The sequence below is a fragment of the Myroides sp. 1354 genome (assembly GCF_030324495.1).
Classification (GTDB): domain Bacteria; phylum Bacteroidota; class Bacteroidia; order Flavobacteriales; family Flavobacteriaceae; genus Flavobacterium.
The window spans coordinates 48338-65872 of record NZ_JACAGN010000005.1; the positions used below are offsets into that span (position 1 = coordinate 48338).

The window sequence follows — 17535 nt, forward strand, 5'->3', positions numbered from 1 at the left end:
TTTTTTTAATTTTACTACTTATGTTGCGAAAGATACTCATTGCTCCATTTATTGTATTGATGCGCTTTTATCAGGGGGGGATTTCTCCTTTTTTTCCGCCTACTTGTCGATATAGTCCCACTTGTTCGCATTATACCATTGAAGCACTTAAGAAGCATGGCTTATTTAAAGGGGGTTGGTTGGCGATTAAGCGAATCAGTAGTTGTGGTCCCTGGGGAGGGAAAGGGTATGATCCGGTACCTTAGTGTATTTTTACCCTTGATTGTTAAATAATTTTTCTATTTTTACGTATTGACAAAAGCGGGAGACCGCAGTAATAACATAACAAATTCGAATACTATGATTTGGAATCCTTCGGAAGGTTTTGATTTAGGTTTTATGCAATTGCGTTACTACAGCTTGATGTTTGTAGTGGCCTTTGGTTTAGGTTGGTTCGTCATGAAAAAAATATACGACCGCGAAGGATTAAGCGTTGATAAATTGGATAAGTTGTTCATTTATACGGTATTGGCTACCTTGATTGGTGCGCGTTTGGGACATGTTTTTTTCTATGATTGGGATTATTTTAAAAATCACTTGTTAGAGATTATTTTACCGGTTCGCTTTTCGCCAAAATTTGAAATTGTGGGATTCAGCGGTTTAGCAAGTCACGGTGCAGCCATTGGTATTATCGTAACGATGTATTACTACAGCAAAAATGTGATTCAAAAACCGATTTTATGGATTTTAGATCGCGTGGTGATTCCTGTAACTTTAGGAGGAATCTTCGTGCGTTTAGGAAACTTTTTCAATTCGGAAATCGTTGGACATGAAACAACAAGTGCCTTGGGAATTCGCTTTATTCGCGATCGTTTTACGTCACGTGAAGCGATGGAAATTACAGGTATGAATGATCACAATGCTGCTTATGATGCGATTCAACACAATCCTCAATTTGCACAAGCCTTGGCTGAAGTATTGCCAAAACATCCAACGCAATTATACGAGGCTTTTGGCTATGTATTTGTGTTCTTAATTCTGTACTTTATGTATTGGAAAACAGATGCTCGCAAGTATGGAGGATACATCTTCGGAGTGTTCTTAGTATTGCTGTGGATGGTGCGTTTCATCGTAGAGTTTGTAAAGGGAAGTCAAGGTGGATTTGAAGAAACCTTAGGACTTTTATCAACAGGGCAGTGGTTGAGTATTCCATTTATCCTCGCAGGGGTGTATTTATGGGCAACTGCTAAAAAGAGAATTTACGCGTAATCATTGAGCGCAAATCGATAGTACTAGCACTTCTTACCTAAAGAAGTGCTATTTTTTTTTGGATGTAATTTATTTGTTCTAAAAGACTTAGGTTTTTTAGATTAAAAAAGAGTAAAATTTATTGGTCTATTGTTTGTCAAAGTCAGTAAATGCGCTATATTTGCACTCGCAATACAGAAGTAAAGCAGACTACTGGAGAAATGGCAGAGTGGTCGATTGCGGCAGTCTTGAAAACTGTTGACTGTAACAGGTCCGGGGGTTCGAATCCCTCTTTCTCCGCAAAGAAAACCGATAACGAGAGTTATCGGTTTTTTTATTTTTAGGCCATGCCGAAAGTTTTACTTTCGAGCATGGACGAAAATAAAAAAATACAATACCGAATGCAGCGAGGTATTGGTTTTCTTTGTGTTTATTTACCTCCTTTGGGATATGTAATTCCTTGTCTTTTGAAATAAAATTTTCAGGTTATAGGGCGAATTGCCATTCGCCCCTACGTTTTCTTTGGGATATGCAATCCCTTGTCTTTTGAAATAAATTTTTCAGGTTATAGGGCGAATGGCAATTCGCCCCTACGTTTTCATTGGGATATGTAATCCCTTGTCCTTTTGAAATAAAATTTTCAGGTTATTGGGCGAATGGCAATTCGCCCCTACGTTTTCTTTGGGATATGTAATCCCTTGTCCTTTTGAAATAAAATTTTCAGGTTATAGGGCGAATTGCCATTCGCCCCTACGTTTTCATTGGGATCTGCAATCCCTTGTCTTTTGAAATAAATCTTCAGGTTATAGGGCGAATTGCAATTCACCCCTACACTTTCTTTGGGATATGTAATCCCTTGTCCTTTTGAAATAAAATTTTCAGGTTATTGGGCGAATGGCAATTCGCCCCTACGTTTTTCTAAAAATATACACATACAATACTGAATGCAATAAGGGATTGGTCTTCTCTGTTTTACTATTCGTACTAATATAGTTTGTTATAAAAACTAACTATATTAGTAGCAGGGTAAACGAAATAAGCATATAGGCTTTATGAATATAGCGCTACCCTTTTTAAAACCATATTTATGAATTTATTATTCTCATACGGCACTTTACAGTACGAAAAAGTTCAATTGGAAACTTTTGGTAGAATCTTACAAAGTGAAAAAGAGGTTCTACTGGGATACAAATTAGATTATATCGAAATTTTTGATGAAGAAGTATTAAAAAAATCAGGGCAACAATTCCATCCTATTCTTTCACCTAGTGGAAATCCCAACGATAGGGTAGAAGGGGTACTCTTAACGCTGACGGACGAAGAATTGGCTCATGCAGATGCCTATGAAGTGGATAGCTATAAACGCATAAAAACATCGTTTTTGTCGGGTAAAGAAGGGTTTATCTATATTGAGAAATAAGGATGAGGAAGTGAGATGATTAGAGGATTTGTACGTCCCTGATATAGGTGACACTAGTTCAAAAGCTTCTTTAGCATGAGGCGTTATGCGGGTAAATAGCAATCTATGGGTACATTTCCTTAATCCCCTTGTTATTCTGAACAAAGGGAATAATTGCTTCGGTTCACTATTGGTATATTTTATTCGATCACGTAAATCAATTGAGGTTCCCCTGCATCGTGTTCACCTACCGCAAGATAAAAAGGTTTTTGGATCGGAAGGGATTGGAAAAGCTGCTCCTGATGGGCGAGTAATAAGGTGTGATGGGTGTCAATATAAGCCGTAACTTCAAAGAGCGCATACATATCCATGACATCGTCCCAATCTTCAAAATCATATTCTTTTCCTTGAATTTCTTGTGTTAAAACATCTAGTAGAGGAATCACACAAGTAGGTAAATTACTCCTGTTTTCTATGTAATGAAAGCGATCATCCAGGATTTCAAATTGAGGTAATTTCTTAGATGGATAGCGAAAGTCGATGGCAAAAGAAGTAAACTCACCCCCGTAGAGACCATCCTGTTCTAAATATAATAAGTTGAATGCTGTTGTTGAACCTTTGGTGTATTTTTCGTTTAACCAATAGTCCACAACATTTTGCCTCAAATCATAAAACATAGTTTCTATTGATTCATTTCGATTGTGGTCTTTCCATCGTTGGTAAAACTCCTTTTGTATGCTATTTCCTGTTTGTTCAATACGATCACAAACAAGCTGTTCCATTTGTTTTTCTTTGGCGCGTAATTGGTCGAGGATGATTTTGTTTCTCATGATTAGTCTATTCTTCGCGAAAGTACAAAAAAGGGGATAAGAACTCCAAAAAGGACGTTCATATTACCCCGTTTTCTTGTTGTAGCAAGCGTTTATATTGCGTGACTTTGTTTATTTTCGCACCAACAAATAATCCTGCTTTTTATTTCTTCCAACGACAAGGAAAAATACTCCTCTTAGATTAAGAGGTAGGAGGATTGCGCTCGATACTAAACGAACGTACTAAAAACGAACCTTTAATTTGACTCATGATTTACAACCAAGAAGCCTTTGATATTCGAATGGATTGGGGATATGGTGGAGTAAGAGAATTAGCTCCCATATCGGATGTTATTATTATTGTTGATGTTCTTTCCTTTTCTACTTGTGTAGATATTGCAACGGCTCGAGGGGCTCTTATTTATCCTTCCGTTGGAAAGATGAATCGGCGATTTCCTATGCTCAAGAAATGGAAGCAGGAGCAATTATTTCGTATTTAACAGGAACATTATCTCCTGAAAGTAAAGCTAGTTTAGCCATTTTTGAAAGTGCTAAATCCTCTTTATTAGCTGATATTAAAAACTGTAGTTCAGGTAAAGAATTAATCGAACGAGGATTTGAACAAGATATTGACTTAGCTTGCGATTTTAATGTTAGTCCGCATGTTCCTCTTTTGAAAGAGGGACGTTTTTATGTTGGCGCTCATTCGTACTAATGTAGGGTAAAACGGAGTAAAACAAGTTATTCAAAAAATAGGTTGCCCAATTATTCCATTTTTTAAGTCCTGCACAAATGGTCTTTTGTAAATGTTTTATTCGTGATTATATACTTGGATTAGCTAGCGATCCATTTATTTTTGTCTGTATAGAATGGCACATAAATTGTATTTCATTTAAAATAAATCTAAATCATATATAGAAGTAAAAGCGAAGTAAAAGGATTAAAGATGCATGGATTAGACCCGAATGCCTGTTGCTTTTAAGCTTCGTACAATAGTGAAATTTTTTTCGATAATCCTGCTGTAGGATTTTAAACCCAACAGATAATTTTAGCCCAGAAGCACTCTTATACAAGAGTGCTTCTTTATTTTGATTCAACCCGTTGAAGGTGCATGAAAAGGTTGAATGGAGGCAAAAAAAGCATCAGATTCTCTTACTGCCGATTTCTAGCTAGGCTATTTATTGTGGGAATTATTTTATATCCTCAATTGCTATCTAGGTGTCTGCTCTTCACTGCCAAAAGCTGAGTGAATTTACAATAGGTGATTGGTATTAAGTGCTTTGATCAACTTGTTTTTTTAAAAGTTGATCCATTAAGAAGGGGAAACATAAAAACAAAGCATGAAATTTCTTACTTTAAAACTAAAAGATTCAAACATGAAAGCAAAAATGACTAGCGTATGCTGTGTACTAATTGTGGTGTTAATCACAAGTTGTACCAATAAATCTACAATGAACTTATGTTTTCAAACAACATTAAAGTACTTGGTGTATTAGAAGTTTCCTTAGGAGGGATAATAGGTTGAACTTGGCACTTTAGTGTCAAATAGTGGGTGATTTATTACTATGAAATCACTATAGATTTTACTTTGTAAAATTGGTGGATTTAGTAATCGAAAGATCACAGCAAGTTATGTTTTGAGGCACTCGAAATTGAGATTCGAGTTTTCAAAACGACTTACTCTTGCAGAGGGCTAGAAAACTACTCCGAAGTCGTTGGAGATTTTGTCAAGCGAAATGGAAAAGGCAAAGCGGGAGAAATAATCGAAATAAGAGGAAAGAAAGTGACTGTGGTGATAGAAAGTATGAAGCTTACGATTGCAGTAGAAGAGTTGGTTCGAAGTAAAGTGTAAAAGATATTTAAAAAAGAAGGTACCTATGTGGTACCTTTTTTTTACGCATACTTTAGTTGATACTATTTCTTAAAGTGTGTAAATTCAAAAAATGCAGTTTGGGATACGTTTTTACAAGATGACATTCCAAGAATATCTTGATAAATATGATTAAGGATTTTTAACCTCCTGACATAGGGGTGTCATAACACAGATTTAGATTTGTCCCATCATAAACAAATCACTAAAATGATGGAAAAAAGAATAATTAATCCTTGGAAATGGGGAGAACTCACCAATTCAGCACAAGCCGTAGAGGTAACTAATGTAACAGGTACTTTATACTGTTCAGGGCAAGTCGCTATTGATCAAAATGGGGTTCCAAGTAGTGAGGATATGAATTCACAATTAAAACAAGCCATTGAGAACTTAGAACAGTTAATTATCGAGTCGGGTTATGAATGTAAGAACATAGTAAGACTTACTGTTTATACTACATCAACACAGGATTTCTTTACAAGCTGCATGGGGGTTTATGTCCCTTTCCTTGAAAAGTATGGGATAGAACAAGCTACAACATTACTTGAAGTAAAGGGACTTTTTGCTACCTTAACGATTGAATTAGAAGCTACCGTAGTAAAATAAAGATGAACAATATAGAAATTTTTTATCCGACAAGTCAAACACAGTGGAGAGAATGGCTGGAAAACAACCATGTTTTAAAACAGTCTGTTTGGCTTGTTTTTCATACCAAAGAATCCAATAAGGAAACAATTTCTTGGAGTGAAGCTGTTGATGTAGCGCTTTGTTTTGGCTGGATTGACAGTAAGAAAGTAAAAATTGATAAGTATACCTCGCATCAGTTTTTCAGTAAGCGAAAAGTAAATAGTACTTGGTCTAAAATAAATAAAGAAAAAGTAAAGCGGTTTATTGAGGAGGGACTTATAACGAAAGCTGGTTTAGATAGTATTAAAGTAGCTAAAGAAAACGGTTCTTGGTTTATTTTAGATACAGTTGAAGAGTTAATTATTCCCACTGACTTAGAAATAGAATTCACAAAGTACATAGGAGCAAAGGACTACTTTCTTCGTTTAAGTAAAAGCAATAAAAAAATACTACTTTCTTGGATAGTACTAGCTAAACGCTCAGAAACAAGGCAAAAACGAATAGAAGAAATAGCGAAAGAGGCAAGTCAAAATAAGATGCCTAAACCGTTTAAATAGACAAGTGGCTATAGAAATACTACTTAAAAGAAAACCTAAAAAGGGCGGTAGTTTAACTAATGCCCTTTTATCATAAATACATAGAAAAAATCGAACTTATTTTTAATTCTTAGATTTAGTTAAATGCAACTCAAGAAACCCATGGTGCTCTTTATGCGTTACAATATCAAATTTTGTATTTAAGTTATTTTGCATTCCTAAAATGTCATTACCACCAATAAACAAGGGATTAATATTCAAATAAAGATCCGTTACCAGTTCTTTGTCGATAAAAGCGTTGAAGGTACCTGTTCCACCACCAATAGCTAGTTCCGTATTTCCTTTTGCCGCCATATAGGCTATTGCTTCCTCAGGGCTACGAACAACAGTATACCCTTCTACAATATGATTTGGATTCGTTGACAATACTATAATTTCTATTCCTTTAAAGAGATCTTTCACTTTTGGAGGAGAATTTTGAAAGTGTTGAAAGGTGTTGAAGCCGACGACTAAATTTCCAACTTGATGGGCTAAACCAAGATAGAAGGTGAAGGCTTCTTCAGGTAATTGATACAAGGGATTATCTGATACTAATACTTTACCATTGATGGAGATGTTGGCAATTAAAGCTATTTTCATGTTATAGTTTTTAAAATAACTACAAATCTAGCACACGGTTATTTTATATTTGCTATGACTTACCTCTAGGATAGTAACGAATACAATGGCAACAACAAACAACGATAAAGTACCCAAAGAAACAATTTTAGCATTAAGAGATGCTATTGAATTACTAAGTGGAAAGTGGAAATTCTGCATTCTTCATCATCTTCGTACTCGCGAAGTAATGCGATTTAAAGATTTACAAGAGCAAGCGAGAGGGATTTCTCCTAAGGTATTAACTAAAGAGTTGCAGGAATTGGAAGATAATCTATTAATTACGAGAACGGTTAATTCCACTAAACCCATTACGGTATCTTATCGTTTAACAGCACATGCCTTAGAGAGTTATCCCGTTTTAGAATCTTTACTTGCGTTTGGTGTAAAGCACAGAAACTTAATTAAAGGTAAATAGAATCTTAACTACACTCCGGACAAATACCAGATACTGTAAAATTGACAGCTCTCATTTTATAGTTTTTTGGCAATGAAAAAGAAGGTTCTATATCAATCATACAAGTGGTGGTTTGACAGCGTTCACAGGTAAAGTGAAGGTGATTGTGATGGTGTTTTTCTACGGAACAATTCTGGCAAATAGCATATTTGATTGTACCTTCTACCGTGGCTATTTTATGAATAATCCCTTCTTCTAGTAAGCGATCAAGTACTCTGTAGATCGTTACTCTATCACAGACTCCATGTAATGAAGCAAGTAGCTCTGCATGGGATAGGGCTACTGTTGAGTTTTCAATGAGTTTTATTATTTCGGTTTTCGCTTGTGTAGTTCTAGTTTGTTTCATGATGTTAAATAATAATGCAACATAGTTGCAATTACAAATTTAATCATTATTATTGCAACTTAGTTGCATTAAATAAAAATAGATTATGACTGATACAAATCAATATGACGTAATTATTGTAGGAGGAAGTTATGCCGGACTTTCTGCTGCTATGGCATTGGGCCGTTTATTAAAATCCGTTTTAATTATCGATAGCGGTTTGCCTTCTAATAGACAAACGCCGCATTCCCATAACTTTATTACCCAAGACGGGCAAACGCCTGCTGAAATAGCAAGAAAAGCGAGGGAGCAGGTTTTAGCCTATCAAACGGTGAATTTCTACCAAGGATTAGCAATATCAGGTAAAAAGACCTCAAACGGCTTTGAAATCACAACAGCTTCACATGATACGTTTAGCGGTAAGAAATTAATTTTTGCCACAGGTATAAAAGATATTATGCCCGATGTGAATGAGATAGAAGCTTGTTGGGGAAAATCAGTGATTCACTGCCCTTTTTGTCATGGGTATGAATTTAAAGATAAGAAAACAGCTATTTTAGCAAATTCTGATAAGGCTGTTCACCTGGCTTCTTTAGTGGGTAATTTAACGAAGGATATTACGGTATTAACGAATGCTCCCGCGAACTTTACTTTAGAACAGCGAGAGCAGTTAGCGCGCAATCATATTGCAATTATCGAAACTCCAATTACAGCAATTAAACATCAAAATGGCTATCTTGAATCGGTTCGATTTCAAGATGATGCTACATTAGATGTTCAAGTGATGTACGCAGCTGTAGCTTTTGAGCAACACTGTTCGATTCCAAAAGACTTAGGTTGTGAACTAACGGAAACAGGTTACATCAAGGTTGATGCTTTTCAAAAAACAAGTATTGATGGGGTCTATGCCTGTGGTGATAATACCAATATGTTTAGATCGGTATCAGCTGCGGTGGCTACTGGCTCTATGGCAGGGGCCATGGTGGTTAAAGCGCTTACCGAAGAACTATTTTTGACTAGTCCTGAAAAATCGATACAGGATTAATAATTTAAAACTATACTATTTAAAGTAGTCAAGTAAAAGAGAGTGCCTTACTAGGTCACTCTCTTTTGCTTTTTTTCTAGATTTCATACACTTGGAATACAGCAAATCAGTATCATACAAACAAGGGGCTTGGGAAAGTATAAAGTGGATTGATTAACGAATGAGTTTATAAAATAGGAGTAATGCTATACCTAAAATGAGTATGGTACTTAGATAAAGAAGGCTTGCACTTTGAAAATAAACAGCACTAGCTATAATTGGAATTATTATCGTAATAAGAGCCTGTAAGCTTTGATTAATACCTTGTATTTTACCTTGATCATCCGCTGACGTTTGTTCTGATAATTTACTGAGGTAAGTAGGTTCAAAAAGACCTTCTCCAAGTATGATAAAGATTAGTGCGAGGCTAATTAAGGCAAGAGAATTTATGTAAATACTACTAACAATACAGCTAAAACCAACGATAAGCGTTAGTAAGCCTATTGTAGTTACTGTTCGTTGACTGTATATTTTTAATAAAAAAGGAAGAAGAAAGCCCCGCGATACAATTTCAACTATCCCAACTATCGTTAAAAGTATTCCGATGTGTAAGGTGTTTAAAGAGTAAATATCTTTTAAGAAAAGGGTCATATTAAATTGAAACACTGTAAGGACGATATAGAAAAGTACACCAATTAAAAGCAAATGTTTAAGGGGTTTTATTGAGAAGGTATTTAGTAGTAGTTTAAAAGGATTGAGATTGTTCAGCTCTATTTTTTTATCTTTTAGTTTTACAGCTAACGATTCAGGAAGGAAAAAATAAACGGCTAAGGTTGAAATAAATAGCAGAAAGGCAGTGAGGTAAAAAGGTAGTGCTAAGGATATCGTACTTAGCAAGGCACCTAAAGTGGGACCTCCGATTTTACCAATACCCATAGCAGCTCCAATATATCCATACCATTTAGAGCGTTCTTCTTGTTTGCTATTGTCTGCTATATAAGCAAAGAGTACACTGATGTTTCCTGCAGTTAAACCATCTATAATACGCCCGAGAAAGAGTACCCAGAGCGCCCCTCCAATTCCCAAGAATACATATCCAAGAACAGATCCTAAAAGGCTAATAATAAGAATGGGTTTTCTGCCATATTTATCACTTAATGCGCCAAGAATTGGAGCGGTGATAAAGGAACATATCGCATAAATAGAGAATAATAGCCCCATCCCAAAAACAATTTGATTGGAGGGTAGGTAATCCTCTAAAAGAAAAGGTAAAAGAGGAATAACAATGGAAAAACCAATGGAGTTTAAGGCTACAATTAGGATAACAATCCACAGTTTATTTAGTTTTAAGTTCATGTCGAATCATAATTTTTAGAATGAATAAATTGGTTTGATTCATCTAGGTGATCAAACGTCAGGACAAAACTAAATGTTGATTTTGAGGTAAAATAGTCGTATTATAGCATAAAATAGCTATATAATTTCAAATTAAAATGGAGCAAAGAATAAACGTGCCTAGAATTTTTACTGCGTTAGCGAAATATTTAGATACTAAAATAAAACAGGGCCGTATTGATATTCCTTTAGATAAAGGAGTAGGGTATTGTATTGGGTATCATTTAAACGAAAATATCAGAATACTCATCACGGATTATCAATTAAACGAAGAAGTATCCATCAGCAATCCTGAGTTGTTATCTGACAAGAAAATTATACTATTTAAGTTTCAAGGAGTTCTTAGTGATAAAACGTTAGGGGGAAAAATAAAAGATATTCCACGCGTATTAATTGCTACAAGTAGAATTAATACAGAAAATACAATTGTCATTGATTGTGATCACTCCATTACGATTGAAATAGATGCCAATTATTTACAAAACCAATTAGGCACAAAAGAACATTCACCTAGTATTAAAGGGCTACTTGAACATAACCAACCTTTACTTTTTGAAGAATTAGTCTCTCCTGATTTAATTAGTATGCTTAAAGCGTTGATGGAATCAAGGGATTATGGAACTTTTGAGTTGTTTTATTTGAAAATAAAGGCCGAGCAAATTATATGTAGTTTGTTGTATCAACTTGAAAAGCGAAAGGATAGCTCTTTATATGCATTAAATAATCAAGATATTCAAACAATATATAAAATAAGAGCCTTGATTCTTAGTGATCTAGCTCATCCTCCTCAGTTAGCAGCATTAGTCAATGAATCGAATATGAGCTTATCGAAGTTACAGCGTTTGTTCAAACAAGTTTTTGGTCGTACTGTGTTTAATTATTACCAAGAGTTTCGAATGAAAGAAGCTGCTCGTTTATTAAAAGAGGAAAGGCTTTCCGTGTCGGAGGTTGGTTATTCTTTAGGCTTTACTAATCTGAGTCATTTTTCAAAAACCTTTGAAACACACATTGGAGTAAAGCCCAAAAAATACACGAGACTATAATTAGATATAGGTGTCAAATAATGGTTTGTTCGATTGCGCCATTATTTGACAATAATATGATCAGCGTTATTTACTATTTCTCGAAAACATAGTCCTTAAAAATACCATTGTTTGCTGTTAAAATAATAGGTTTATCCTCTGTTACAAGTATTGTATGTTCATGCTGTGCACAATATCCTCCATGATTAGCAAGAAATGTCCAGCCATCTTTAGCGGTATAAATAGATGTTGAGTTTGTTGAGATAAACGTTTCTATAGCTACAACACTACCTTTTCTAAAACGCCTGTTTTCATATCTATCATAGTAGTTTAAAATACAATCAGGCTCTTCATGTAGGCTTTTACCAATACCATGACCACCTAGATTATGGATTACCTTGAATCCATTAGATTTAGCGACTTTTTCAATCATGCGTCCTACTTCATTTATTTTAACGCCTCCTTTGATGATTGAGATGGCTTTGTACAAGGCTTCTATTGAAGTATTTACTAATTTTTGATTGGAGTAAATATCTTCTCCAATAACAATAGATGCTCCATTATCTGCAAAGTACCCATTTAATTCGGCAGATACATCAATATTGACAACATCTCCTTTTTGTAGAACTCTATCAGAAGGAATACCATGAGCCATCTCATTATTTACACTAATACAAGTACATCCAGGAAAATTATACGTGACAAAAGGAGCTGAGTTAGCACCATAGGATTGAAGTATTTTCTCCCCAAAAAGATCAATTTCTTTTGTCGTCATTCCCTCTTTGGTGTAAGTAATCATTTGTTGTAGGGTAGTGGCTACAATATTACTTATTTGCTGCATATGCTCAAGTTCTTGAGCGGTCTGTATAATCATTTTTAGTAGCAAAAGTAATTGCGGTAGAATAACTTACATAGTAAAAATTAGACAGACTAAAATGGAGAGCGAGAATTATAATCGCAGTATATTTGCCCAGTATGCCCATTCATTTATTAAAACATATTCTTGATAATCAAAGCAGTATCGAAAGTGCTAGCCCAGTAATACGCTATGCCTCAGCGCAAAATAGCAAAGTTATTGAGGGGTATTATGTATATACACGAGGTGATTTAGTAGAACAAGAGTGGATGTTTAATGATGGTATTCCCAGCGTTATCTTATTGGCCAACAGGCAAGATCATGTAAAGATGAGTACGGAGTTAAAAGAAATGATAGTTAAGTCTGGTTGGGTAGATAAAGGACTCCAAAAGAAAGTGTTTATTCATTATCCTACAGCATTAGACTATTTACTTGTCATTCGATTTAAGCCTCAGGCTTTTACTCAGATTACAAGTGCTGGCTTAAACAAAGCTACAAGTCAAGGATTACTTCCTATAGATCATTTTTTTACGAATGAAATTATAGATCATTTTTTTTCAATAGCGTCAGTAGAAGAGAGGATTAAATACCTTGATTCTTATTTGAATAATTGCATAATTAGCGATACCAGCATCCATTCTTTAGATCAAGCGATTCAAATCATAAGAGCGTCTAAAGGACAAATTACAGTTGGGGAGTTAGCTGAAAAATTAGGTGTAAATTACAAATGGTTAGCGCGTAAGTTTGTTAAACATCTACATTTTACACCTAAAGAATATATCAGTATGCATCGTTTTATACGGGCTTACTTGAATTTACAAAAGGATTCTTCTGATCTATTGGCTTTAGCTATTAATCATGGCTTTTACGATTATAATCACTTTTTAAAAGAGTTTAAATCGTATACAGGTCAAACTCCATTAGCGTATCTAGCTAAATAGATAAAACTACTGCTTCTTATTAATCAAATGAACCAATTCAGGGTTTTTCTCAATTCGTTTTAACTCTGATTCAAAATTGTTCAACATCGAGATTAACTTGTCTGTAATTCGCTTGAATCGTTTCATCTAAGGTATTATTACCCCTAGCATCTAAGAAAGAAGTTATTCGAGGTATCTTTTGATAGGCTTTCATTTCTTGATCTACCTTTTCATTATCAACTACTACTTCTGAGTGAAATATCTTTAGCTCTATTCGCTCATCAAAATTATCAGAGTCAGCTCCCACAAACATTTCTTTTGTGAGTGTGGATATTTTAGAAGCGGGAATAAGCGTATCAAGCTGGGTAGAGAAGGAGGTAGAATGAGCATTTCTATTAAAGGATATGCTTTGACGTTCTTGAAGAATTTTTGTCTAGTGTTAATCAAATGCTTTAATAAACTTACTACTTTTTTTACTACTTGATTTAAACATTCCTCCACATTCATTTAACTTTACACAATTAACACAATCATCAAAGTAAATATTTTTCCAATCTGAAATAGATTTTACACTAAATCTCCAAAGGTCTCCTGGTAATAAACACAATGGAATATTATAAATAGAAACATTCATACCAAAATCATTTAGAAAATGAACAACCTCTTTTAAAACCTCTTGATAATCATAAGGATCAATCCATAGCTTGTCAATATTGTAAGGTGTATATCCTTCTATTTCCAACCCCATTAAAGCAATATGTTCAACAAAAGGCATATTCTTATAAATGAACTGTCCTAACTCTTTTAATCTAATAACGCTAATTTTGTGTAAAACAATCCGAATCTCAATTCTTTGATTATATCTAGCTAAATTGTATATACCTTTTACAGTTTGTTCAAAAGCTCCTTTAGCTTGAACAACATAATCATGAATTTCAGGAATATCAGAATATAATGGAATAGCTAATAAAAAATTATCATGATTAATATGATTAAGTCTGTGAGCTAGATTAGACCATGCAAAAGAACGTCCATTAGTTAAACATTGTACAAAAGTATTTGGAAGATTTTCTTTCAATTTTTGAATTAAAAGAAAAAAATGTTCTCCTAATAAAGTAGGTTCTCCTCCGGTAATACCAATAGTTTGACAACTTTCACCTGGTATTAATTTAATAAGCATAGAGTTAATTTCATAGAAATATGCTGTGTCATCTCTGTCCTTAGGGGGTTGAGAGCACATTAAACAATTACTATTGCATCTTTCTGTTAGGAAAAGAAAATTGTGATTTGATCTTTCTCTATATAAAGTGTTTATCACCCCGTTAACATTAAGAACTATAATATCATTTTGATTTAAGTGTTCTAGTGTTTTAACAGAATAAACAATAGGTAGATTTAAATCAGTAAATGAGTCTAATGTAAAAGTGGTTAGAATTGCTTTTGTTTGATAAAGATGATTAAAATCTACTTGGTTTAAATCATTAATGATAACAATAGCATCCTTTTCTACTTTATTAATACTTATTTTTCCTACTATGAAATGTTCTAAATTTGCTACTTTTCCTCTTGTTTGTAATATCATGATTGAAATCCTGTAATCCAGCTTTTAAATATTATTTCATTTTCTTTATCCTTTGCTATTAATTCAAATATAAAGCGAATTATTTCCATATTTTTTTTACAAAAAATGCTAGTAGGTCTAAAACCATATAAATCCCCTTGTGTTGCATAATTAAGAATAGGATCTGCTCCACAATAAGGTTGAAAAGCACAATCACTACAGCCAGCTAAACCTTCATTACACCAAGATTCTGAAATTTCTAGAGCCTTACTTCCATAAAAAATATTATCGTAATTATCTTTTCCTAGTTCGCCTAATTGAAACATAAAATCTTTGGATTCAGCAATCATTCTTGCTTCATCTGATGCGTACACTTTTCCATCATAATTAAATACAATTACGCTATTTAAAACACCAGAAGGAGATTGTAAATCAACATAACCCACTGGAAAAGGGGTAAATATCTTTTTGAGTAAAATAGATGCGTAATCTTCAGCTATAAAAACCCCTTTTTTATTATATTCTAACAAATGAAGTAATCCCTCTTTGTAAAAGGATAAGAATTCTTCTATAAAATAATGGTTTTTATTAGGATTATATTTTGCAAAACCATAAGGACTAATTGGTCTTAAGAAAATATTTGAAAACCCTAATTTCACATATTCATCTATTATTTCTTTAGGATATTGAAGAGATAAATTTGAAGTAGTCATTAAAGCAGAAACCTTATCATCTCCAAGCACTTTACGACATTGATTAATACCACTAATAGTCAGTTCATAACTGTTATTACCTGGGCGTTTTCTATTTGCATTGTGAATCATTTGTGGGCCATCCAATGAAGTAGAAATTAGTATATCATGTTCTTTAACAAATGCTAAAATATCATCATTAATCAAAGCTAAATTTGTACAAATAACAAAAGATATATTCTTGTTTCTTTCTTCGGCTTCAAATTTAGCTTTGTGCACTGCATATACAATTTTATCGAAGGCCAATAATGCTTCTCCTCCTTGGAACTCCATAGTTAAATTAGGGTTAGGGCTTTGCATCATTAGTTTTATTCCTTCATCAATATAAAACAAAGACATATCATATCGTTCTTTATCCTGTATAACTCTAGATACTTGGCAGTAATGACAGGTATGTTCACATCTTAATGAGATTACAAAAATGTGTAACGCTGTAAAATGATCTAAAAATGATTTTTTTGTCCTATAACGAGCAACTAACACCTCTAATAATTCTGGAACTGGAGTTTCAGAAATTATAAAATTTGAAATAAGATTATAATATAAATCTATATTGTCATTTTTTTGAAAACGTTTATTAATTAATTCTGATATAAAATTCTTTGGAACTAAAACAAAGTCACCAATATCGTTAGTGATAATATCAACAGAACTGTTAAGGGATTTGAATTTAAAAGGTAAGAGATAATATGTTTCAGATGTATTATAGTAATCAGAATCATTAAATTTTCTACTCTCTTTTTTATATGCTACATCACTCATGTTTTATTTCATTTGGATCAAAACCAACAGGGTCGCTTATTGATTTATCATTTTTTTCAAAAATATCAAAATCATAATTTGCAAAAGCCTTAGCTGTAATTAGTTCTCTTAAATTTGAAGTCTCAGTATTTACAATTTCTCTTAGTTTAAAATCAATTAAATCGTTTTTAATTCTGACAATTAGTTCTTCTTCATCAAATTCTTCTTTATTTTTGAGAGAGAGAGAAACAAGATGATAATCATTCTCATGAATAATACTAACATTAAATTCACCTAGATACCAATACATGCATTTAAATATTACTGCTTCAGAATAGCTTAAAACATTAAGTTTGAAAGAAAGTAAGCCACTAGTATAATTTATGTTTCTCATAACTTGTTTTGCATTGATTCTAAGGTTTTACTACCTACTTTACCATCTGGTTTTAATTCATTATCATCTTGAAATTTCTTGACAGCGTCTTCTGTTTTACCACCAAAATATTCAGATATTAAGACATCATAACCTAATAACTTTAAAATTGTTTGTAATTTTTCCACATCTTTTCCTTCACAACCTTTATAGAGTATTCTTTCTCCTAATTCATAAACCTTAGTTGTTTCATCTACCTTACTAGTAGATTCTTGATAAGTTCCTGTTTGAGGCGACTTAGTCGGAGAGCTAAAACTACTAGTCGTTGTCGAACTAGAAGAAGTAGTAGGATAGCTATAGGTTGACGAAGAACTTGTAGTAGTTCTACGACTACTAGTTGAACCAGAACTATAACTCGATGAATAATGAGATGAATGAGAACGATGAGATGAATGAGAGCGATGAGACGAATGAGAACGATGCATCATCGCATTAAAGCTAGTTCCAGTGGAATTTAATTTTAGAACGAGGGTTGGTTTTAAACTGCTACTACCTACTTCATCAGTAAAATCATTAGAATCAAGAAAGAAGAGGTCTTTGTTTTCCTTAGCGAATATGTTAGAAAATGTTGCTAATGTCGCTAATAAGACTGCCCAAGAATTAGCTTTTAGATCTTTTATTTTTTTTATATTTTTCATTATAATATAATTCTGGTAATCATGTAAATAATTGATCTTTTTATAAGATAAAAATCACAATATTTGGATTTACAAAGTAACAATATATATATTATAAAACAATCTAAGATTATTTAGAATTATAACAATAATCACTTTTTTTAACTATAATAGAATATAGATTGGTATTTGACAAAAAATACAAGATATTAGAACAGAGTAGTATTATGTGAAATATGTAATAAAAGAATCATAAATGTAAAAGGATATTTGAAGATAAAGTATATACTAATATTTGATTTAGTGT

Annotated in this window: 21 protein-coding genes, 1 tRNA gene and 1 pseudogene; 13 read left to right on the plus strand and 10 right to left on the minus strand. The window is 33.4% G+C overall.

The annotated features are described in order from the left end of the window. Positions 1-20 precede the first annotated feature (20 nt). The 4 genes from yidD (at position 21) to HX004_RS07045 (ending at position 2647) form a co-directional block, all read left to right on the plus strand. On the plus strand, positions 21-245 hold the full coding sequence (yidD, locus tag HX004_RS07030) for a membrane protein insertion efficiency factor YidD (RefSeq protein WP_286441655.1): 225 nt from the start codon (positions 21-23) through the stop codon (positions 243-245). A gap of 94 nt (positions 246-339) precedes the next feature. Beyond that, complete coding sequence (gene lgt / locus HX004_RS07035) at positions 340-1248, plus strand: prolipoprotein diacylglyceryl transferase (RefSeq protein WP_286441656.1); 909 nt, start codon at positions 340-342, stop codon at positions 1246-1248. Positions 1249-1442: 194 nt separating this feature from the next. Then, positions 1443-1527: transfer RNA gene (locus HX004_RS07040), tRNA-Ser, on the plus strand. Positions 1528-2314: 787 nt separating this feature from the next. Beyond that, positions 2315-2647 (plus strand): gamma-glutamylcyclotransferase family protein, encoded by a 333-nt coding sequence (locus HX004_RS07045; protein WP_286441657.1) that lies wholly within the window; start codon positions 2315-2317, stop codon positions 2645-2647. Between the two features lie 179 nt (positions 2648-2826). Here HX004_RS07045 and HX004_RS07050 read toward each other — a convergent pair whose 3' ends face one another. Next, the gene (locus tag HX004_RS07050; RefSeq protein WP_286441658.1) at positions 2827-3456 is read right to left on the minus strand and encodes a hypothetical protein; all 630 of its coding nucleotides are present in this window, start codon (positions 3454-3456) and stop codon (positions 2827-2829) included. Positions 3457-3704: 248 nt separating this feature from the next. Between HX004_RS07050 and HX004_RS07055 the strand changes: the two genes are divergently transcribed. The 5 genes from HX004_RS07055 (at position 3705) to HX004_RS07070 (ending at position 6489) form a co-directional block, all read left to right on the plus strand. Further along, entirely contained in the window at positions 3705-3935 is a 231-nt protein-coding gene (locus tag HX004_RS07055; RefSeq protein ID WP_286441659.1) for a hypothetical protein, read from the plus strand. Then, positions 3905-4150, plus strand: a complete 246-nt coding sequence (locus tag HX004_RS07060; protein WP_286441660.1) for a 2-phosphosulfolactate phosphatase — start codon at positions 3905-3907, stop codon at positions 4148-4150. The genes HX004_RS07055 and HX004_RS07060 overlap by 31 nt, the downstream gene beginning before the upstream one ends. Positions 4151-5092: 942 nt before the next feature. Then, a complete protein-coding gene (locus tag HX004_RS17705) occupies positions 5093-5287 on the plus strand; it encodes a MutS2/Smr-associated SH3 domain-containing protein (protein WP_353620008.1) in 195 nt (64 codons plus the stop codon). 228 nt (positions 5288-5515) lie between these two features. Continuing rightward, a complete protein-coding gene (locus HX004_RS07065; RefSeq protein WP_502888465.1) occupies positions 5516-5911 on the plus strand; it encodes a RidA family protein in 396 nt (131 codons plus the stop codon). 2 nt (positions 5912-5913) lie between these two features. Next, positions 5914-6489 (plus strand): YdeI/OmpD-associated family protein, encoded by a 576-nt coding sequence (locus HX004_RS07070; RefSeq protein WP_286441662.1) that lies wholly within the window; start codon positions 5914-5916, stop codon positions 6487-6489. A gap of 102 nt (positions 6490-6591) precedes the next feature. On the opposite strand, the gene HX004_RS07075 is transcribed toward HX004_RS07070, so the two are convergent. Further along, positions 6592-7107: a dihydrofolate reductase family protein gene (locus tag HX004_RS07075; protein WP_286441663.1), complete on the minus strand. Its 516-nt coding sequence runs from the start codon at positions 7105-7107 to the stop codon at positions 6592-6594. Between the two features lie 85 nt (positions 7108-7192). On the opposite strand from HX004_RS07075, the gene HX004_RS07080 reads away from it, so the two are divergent. Further along, positions 7193-7543 carry a winged helix-turn-helix transcriptional regulator gene (locus HX004_RS07080; RefSeq protein WP_286441664.1) on the plus strand — a complete coding sequence of 117 codons (351 nt, stop codon included), beginning with the start codon at positions 7193-7195 and terminating at the stop codon, positions 7541-7543. Positions 7544-7547: 4 nt separating this feature from the next. Here HX004_RS07080 and HX004_RS07085 read toward each other — a convergent pair whose 3' ends face one another. Further along, positions 7548-7928 carry a Fur family transcriptional regulator gene (locus HX004_RS07085; RefSeq protein WP_286441665.1) on the minus strand — a complete coding sequence of 127 codons (381 nt, stop codon included), beginning with the start codon at positions 7926-7928 and terminating at the stop codon, positions 7548-7550. Positions 7929-8013: 85 nt separating this feature from the next. Between HX004_RS07085 and HX004_RS07090 the strand changes: the two genes are divergently transcribed. Beyond that, positions 8014-8952 carry an NAD(P)/FAD-dependent oxidoreductase gene (locus tag HX004_RS07090; RefSeq protein WP_286441667.1) on the plus strand — a complete coding sequence of 313 codons (939 nt, stop codon included), beginning with the start codon at positions 8014-8016 and terminating at the stop codon, positions 8950-8952. Between the two features lie 153 nt (positions 8953-9105). On the opposite strand, the gene HX004_RS07095 is transcribed toward HX004_RS07090, so the two are convergent. After that, positions 9106-10287, minus strand: coding sequence for an MFS transporter (locus tag HX004_RS07095; RefSeq protein WP_286441668.1), 1182 nt, complete (start codon positions 10285-10287; stop codon positions 9106-9108). Between the two features lie 137 nt (positions 10288-10424). Here HX004_RS07095 and HX004_RS07100 point away from each other — a divergent pair, with 137 nt between their 5' ends. Beyond that, on the plus strand, positions 10425-11369 hold the full coding sequence (locus HX004_RS07100; RefSeq protein WP_286441669.1) for a helix-turn-helix domain-containing protein: 945 nt from the start codon (positions 10425-10427) through the stop codon (positions 11367-11369). 73 nt (positions 11370-11442) lie between these two features. Here the strand turns inward: HX004_RS07100 and map are convergent, their stop codons facing one another. Continuing rightward, complete coding sequence (gene map, locus HX004_RS07105; protein WP_286441670.1) at positions 11443-12222, minus strand: type I methionyl aminopeptidase; 780 nt, start codon at positions 12220-12222, stop codon at positions 11443-11445. Positions 12223-12323: 101 nt separating this feature from the next. On the opposite strand from map, the gene HX004_RS07110 reads away from it, so the two are divergent. Next, positions 12324-13145, plus strand: coding sequence for a helix-turn-helix domain-containing protein (locus HX004_RS07110; RefSeq protein ID WP_286441910.1), 822 nt, complete (start codon positions 12324-12326; stop codon positions 13143-13145). A gap of 6 nt (positions 13146-13151) precedes the next feature. On the opposite strand, the pseudogene HX004_RS07115 reads toward HX004_RS07110, so the two are convergent. From HX004_RS07115 to HX004_RS07135, 5 genes and pseudogenes are all read right to left on the minus strand, one after another. Continuing rightward, positions 13152-13554 (minus strand): annotated as a pseudogene (locus HX004_RS07115) (conjugal transfer protein TraG); the annotation flags it as partial. A gap of 9 nt (positions 13555-13563) precedes the next feature. Continuing rightward, positions 13564-14706, minus strand: a complete 1143-nt coding sequence (hxsC, locus tag HX004_RS07120; protein ID WP_286441673.1) for a His-Xaa-Ser system radical SAM maturase HxsC — start codon at positions 14704-14706, stop codon at positions 13564-13566. Continuing rightward, the gene (gene hxsB, locus HX004_RS07125; RefSeq protein WP_286441675.1) at positions 14703-16199 is read right to left on the minus strand and encodes a His-Xaa-Ser system radical SAM maturase HxsB; all 1497 of its coding nucleotides are present in this window, start codon (positions 16197-16199) and stop codon (positions 14703-14705) included. Before hxsB ends, hxsC begins: the two co-directional genes overlap by 4 nt. Then, positions 16192-16572: a His-Xaa-Ser system protein HxsD gene (gene hxsD / locus HX004_RS07130; protein ID WP_286441677.1), complete on the minus strand. Its 381-nt coding sequence runs from the start codon at positions 16570-16572 to the stop codon at positions 16192-16194. The genes hxsB and hxsD overlap by 8 nt, the downstream gene beginning before the upstream one ends. Further along, on the minus strand, positions 16569-17249 hold the full coding sequence (locus HX004_RS07135; protein WP_286441678.1) for a peptidoglycan-binding domain-containing protein: 681 nt from the start codon (positions 17247-17249) through the stop codon (positions 16569-16571). The genes hxsD and HX004_RS07135 overlap by 4 nt, the downstream gene beginning before the upstream one ends. Positions 17250-17535: the final 286 nt, after the last annotated feature.